This is a genomic window from Streptomyces sp. NPDC054887 (assembly GCF_053610585.1).
On record NZ_JBSGYQ010000135.1, the window covers coordinates 1 to 3,999 of the forward strand.

Here is a 3,999-nt window from a genome sequence, read left to right on the forward strand (position 1 = left end):
GCCACAACGCCGGTTGCTGACCGGCAGGAACGGCCGCAGCCGTTCCCACTCGGCATCACTCAGATCACCTCGCCCCATGCCCACATCAACGACCCGGGCACGGAGCAGTCACATGATCGTCCGGACAGGTCCTAACTGGCCAACTACGACGCTCACGGATGGGGACGAGTGGTGCGGGGCGCGACCTGGTTCGGAGGTCGAGGCGGCCGCCGATGGCCAGCAGCTCAGGGTCCGCGCAGGCGGTGAGGAGTATCCGGGCGCGGTTTCGAAGGGCTTCGTCCTGGCGGATGACGCGATCTTCGACTCCCGAGCGGATGACCCGGGCGTCGCCGTCGGCGAGAGCGGCAAGTCGGCGCACGTGGTCTTCGGTCAATGCGTCGGGGCCAAGTGCTTCCAGGGCGTCGCAGGTACCCATGGGATCGGCGTCCGATGCGGCCGACCGCAAGGCAGCCTCGGCGAGCGCGGTACGGTCCAGCGAGCCGGGTTCGGCCACAGCCGTGAGGGCCAGCACTGCGGCCGGTGCCTGTGCCGGATCGTCGAGGGAGGCTTCCAGGCGGGCGGCGAGCGGCCGTCCCGCGGGGCCGAGGAGGGCCGTCGTGCGGGCGGTCCGCACTACCGACCACCGGGACCAGGGGTTCTGTTCGGCGCGCGCGAAGACCGAGTCCAGAACGGCAACCACCGCGTCCGCGTCCTTCGTGACACGCCACAGAGCCTCCGCGAGGGCCGTGTCCATATCCAGGGCAGGCGTGGTCTCACCGTTCGTGCCGCTCAGCGCCTCGCGGAGGGCAGGCACAAGCGCCGCTGCCCGGGGGCCGAGCGCACTGGTCATACTGGCAGCCTCCCTGAGCTGGCTTGCGCCACGCCGCAGTTCCTGTTCGAGGCAGTGCATCAGGGGCGCGCACTCGCCGTCGAGGTCGTGCAAGGCCTTCGCCGCGGAGAGGGCTCCCTGCTCGCCCACCGCCCGCAACGCGGTGACGGCCCGGCCGCGGTCCGCCGGGGCGCAGTCGGCGGCGACGGAGGCGATGGCTCGGGCGGCCTGGCCGGGATAGTGCGCGAGCGCCGCGCACAGCTCGGGCAACGCCGACGCTGCTTCCGCGCCCCACCCCGCCACCAGGTTCGTCAGCTGCCAGGGTTCGTTGCCGCTCAGGGCCTCGGGCCGGGCCAGGCGGTCGCGAACCGCGTCAAGGAGTTCGCCGTTGTACGGGAAGGCGGAGTCCTCCGGGCTGCGGAAACCGGCGGCAGCGTCGAGGGCCCGCGGGCGCCGCCCGAGGCCGGCGGCCAGGAACGGGGCCGACTGTGCGGGCGCGACGCGTACGAGCGCGGCCAGGGCCCGGTCCGCATGGTCGTCGTCGTGGTCCGAGTTGCGTCCGGCGAGGGGGATGAGGATGTCCGCAGCCGGTGCGGCGACGGTGCCCAGCCGGCCCAGGAGGGACGACATGGCGACCACCGACTCCTCGTCGACGGCCGCCGCTCGCAGGTTCCACACCAGTCGCCGCGGGGCACTGCGGGAGAGCATGCAGGCGCGGTCGGCCGCCCAGAGGCCTTCAGCCCGCACCTCCGCCCGACCGTCGTGCAGGGCTGCGTCGACCAGTGCGAACGCCGCCTCGCGCTCCATGCTCCGGCCCCTTCCCAGGAGCGCCTCGACGACGGCGGCCAGTGGCTCGCCGCGTTCGAGGTCAAGATCGGAGCACAGCGGGTCGGCGGGCAGCAGGGACAGCATCGTCGAGTGCAAGGGCTCGATCCACGGAGCTCCTGCGTCGAGGGAGGCGAAGACGCCCGCCATGCGCACCTCGGCCGCCTGGGACGGGTCCAGGACGGTGGCCGCCACCGCCGCTCCGCCCCGCGGGTCGAGCCGCGTGATCCCGGCCAGAACCTCCGCGCGCACGGTGGGTTCGAGTTCCTCGTCCCAGCGCGCGCGCAGGGCGGGGAGCGCGATCGAGGTCGCGCGGGTGTGGGACACCGCCCAGGCCGCGGTCCGGCGGACCTCCGGCTCGGGGGAGGCCAGCAGGGGCAGTAGCAACGGGAGCCGGTCCGCCACAGCCGCCCGGACCGCACCCGGTGCCACGCCGTACTCGTCCTCGCTCTCGGCCATGCCGCCGAGCAGTGCCAAGATGTCTGCCGTGCGGTGGCCGGCCGCCGCAATCTCTGCCAGGAACGGCACCGCCTCCACGCTGGCGGCGTAGACCGTCCCCTGGTGCAGAACGCTCCCGTACAGCTCGGACAACGCCTCATCCGCCGCATCCACGTCGGCGCCGGTCAGAGCCCGCAGCAGATCGGGAATGTCCTCCGCGCTGCCGTACGCATGGGAGAGGGAAGACCAGGGCCGGGTATCCAGGCCGTCGAGCGGGTGTACGAGATCCATGCCGATCATCGTGCCAGCCACCTCTGACATGACCCGACCACCCACGACGCTCACCGGGGTCAGCCAGAGCGCTCACGGGGCACCTACAGCACTCGGCATCAATTGTGACCGAGCACCGTAGACGACCCAGTTGCACAACTTCGATGCTCAGCCTCCAGGCGGGGAACGTCATGGGTTCAGGGTGTGGTGGCGTGCCGCATCACAGCAACGCAGTGATGTCCTCCCGGTTATCCGGCAAGCCGGCCGCGCGGAACCACAACCAGTTGCCGCGGATGCTGCCTGTCGCCTCGTCGGTGTCCACGAACGCCCGCAGCAGGGCGCGTTGGGCGGAGGTGAGCGAGTGGGCTGGGTCGTAGCCACCGGGAAAGCCCCTGAACAGGATCGGCCCGCGTTCGTTGTCGACGACGGACCGATTGCCGGCGGCCACCATGGCGATGGCCACCGGTGCCACCTCCTCGAACGATGCGGCCAGGTCAAGGGCGGAACGCAGCACGGTGAACCGGAACCATCCGTCGATCCCTCGCAGCGGCTCGGGGAACCATCCATCCGTCGTGTGGGGGTCCCGCAGCGCGTCGAGGAGCACGGCGAGAGCACGTGGCCGATCGACTCGGACGGGACCGAGCGCGGCGCAGACCCGCACGGCCGGGTCGGTGTCGGCGAGCAGGTCGGAGGTGTCCATCCCCCAAAGACTCAGTGCCCGCGCCACGGCGGCGCGCTCCCGTCGGCCGGTCGTGGAGCCCAGCCTGATCCGCAGCAGCGCGGCGGCGCGCGGTATCCGGTCGGTAAGGGCCGGGGCGGCAAGGAGAGGCGTTGCTGCGCTGAGGGCGGTCTCAAAGACGTGGGGGTCGCAGGAGGAGAGGAACGGCTCGACGGCGTCATACAGGGTGGTCCTGATGTCTCGGCACGCTTGCAGTGCGGCGAGCTCGTCGGAGTCGAGTTCGCCTCGCGTGTCTTCGTGCCAGGGTTGCCATTCCCAGTTGGCTCGGTCCCGCGTCGGATCCTCCCCATAGGCGGCTGACTCAGCCACCTGACCCAGCCAGCCGAGCAGGGCGGCCCGCAAGCTGCGTGGCGGACCGTCGTCCCAGGGGAAGTGCCCCTCGTGCTCGGCAAGGCCCACGGGATGGTCGAGGATCGCGGCGACGAACAGCGCCGCGGGCGCGGTGACCGTGTACAGCGAGCCCTGATGCAGCACGCCCATGTCCAACGTGGCCAACGCCTCGGATCGCACCTCGGGATCTTCGTCCACGAGGGAGCACAGGGAGACTGGTATGTCCTCGCCCGAACCGTAGGCGTGCCGGTGAGAAGCCCAGTCCGTCTCCAACAGCAGTTCTCGAGCCGCTGCTGGCAACCCGCCCAGGACTCGCGTCATGCGGGCACTTTCGCTATCCGTCATGCACGCACCCTGCCAGCCCCCACCGACAACGCCCTCCTCTTCGGAACCTAACGGGACAGAAGCAGCGCGCCGCCACCGGGGGCCATCTATCGCTCCGAAGGGCCAACTGGCGCGCTCAAGGGCCAGGTGTCGCCCTCAGGCACATAATTTGTGGTCGGGTAGCCGGAGACCATTGCTGATCCCCGGCCCCCTCAGAACCGGACGTGCGAGCTTTCCCCGCATCCGGCTCAAGCAAGCCCCATGG

General features: G+C 71.0%; 2 protein-coding genes. Both read right to left on the reverse strand.

Annotated elements, in window-relative coordinates; genetic code table 11:
• Positions 1-85: 85 nt before the first annotated feature.
• Positions 86-2,362, reverse strand: a complete 2,277-nt coding sequence (locus tag ACWGH0_RS34540; RefSeq protein WP_453408229.1) for a hypothetical protein — start codon at positions 2,360-2,362, stop codon at positions 86-88.
• A 199-nt stretch (positions 2,363-2,561) separates the two neighbouring features.
• On the reverse strand, positions 2,562-3,755 hold the full coding sequence (locus ACWGH0_RS34545) for a hypothetical protein (RefSeq protein ID WP_453408230.1): 1,194 nt from the start codon (positions 3,753-3,755) through the stop codon (positions 2,562-2,564).
• Positions 3,756-3,999 lie beyond the last annotated feature (244 nt).

What these genes read in the sequence shown, in the direction of transcription:
- ACWGH0_RS34540 (WP_453408229.1), bottom strand. Translation starts at nt 2,362, where the DNA reads ATGGATCTCGTACACCCGCTCGACGGCCTGGATACCCGGCCCTGGTCT.
- ACWGH0_RS34545 (WP_453408230.1), bottom strand. Translation starts at nt 3,755, where the DNA reads ATGACGGATAGCGAAAGTGCCCGCATGACGCGAGTCCTGGGCGGGTTG.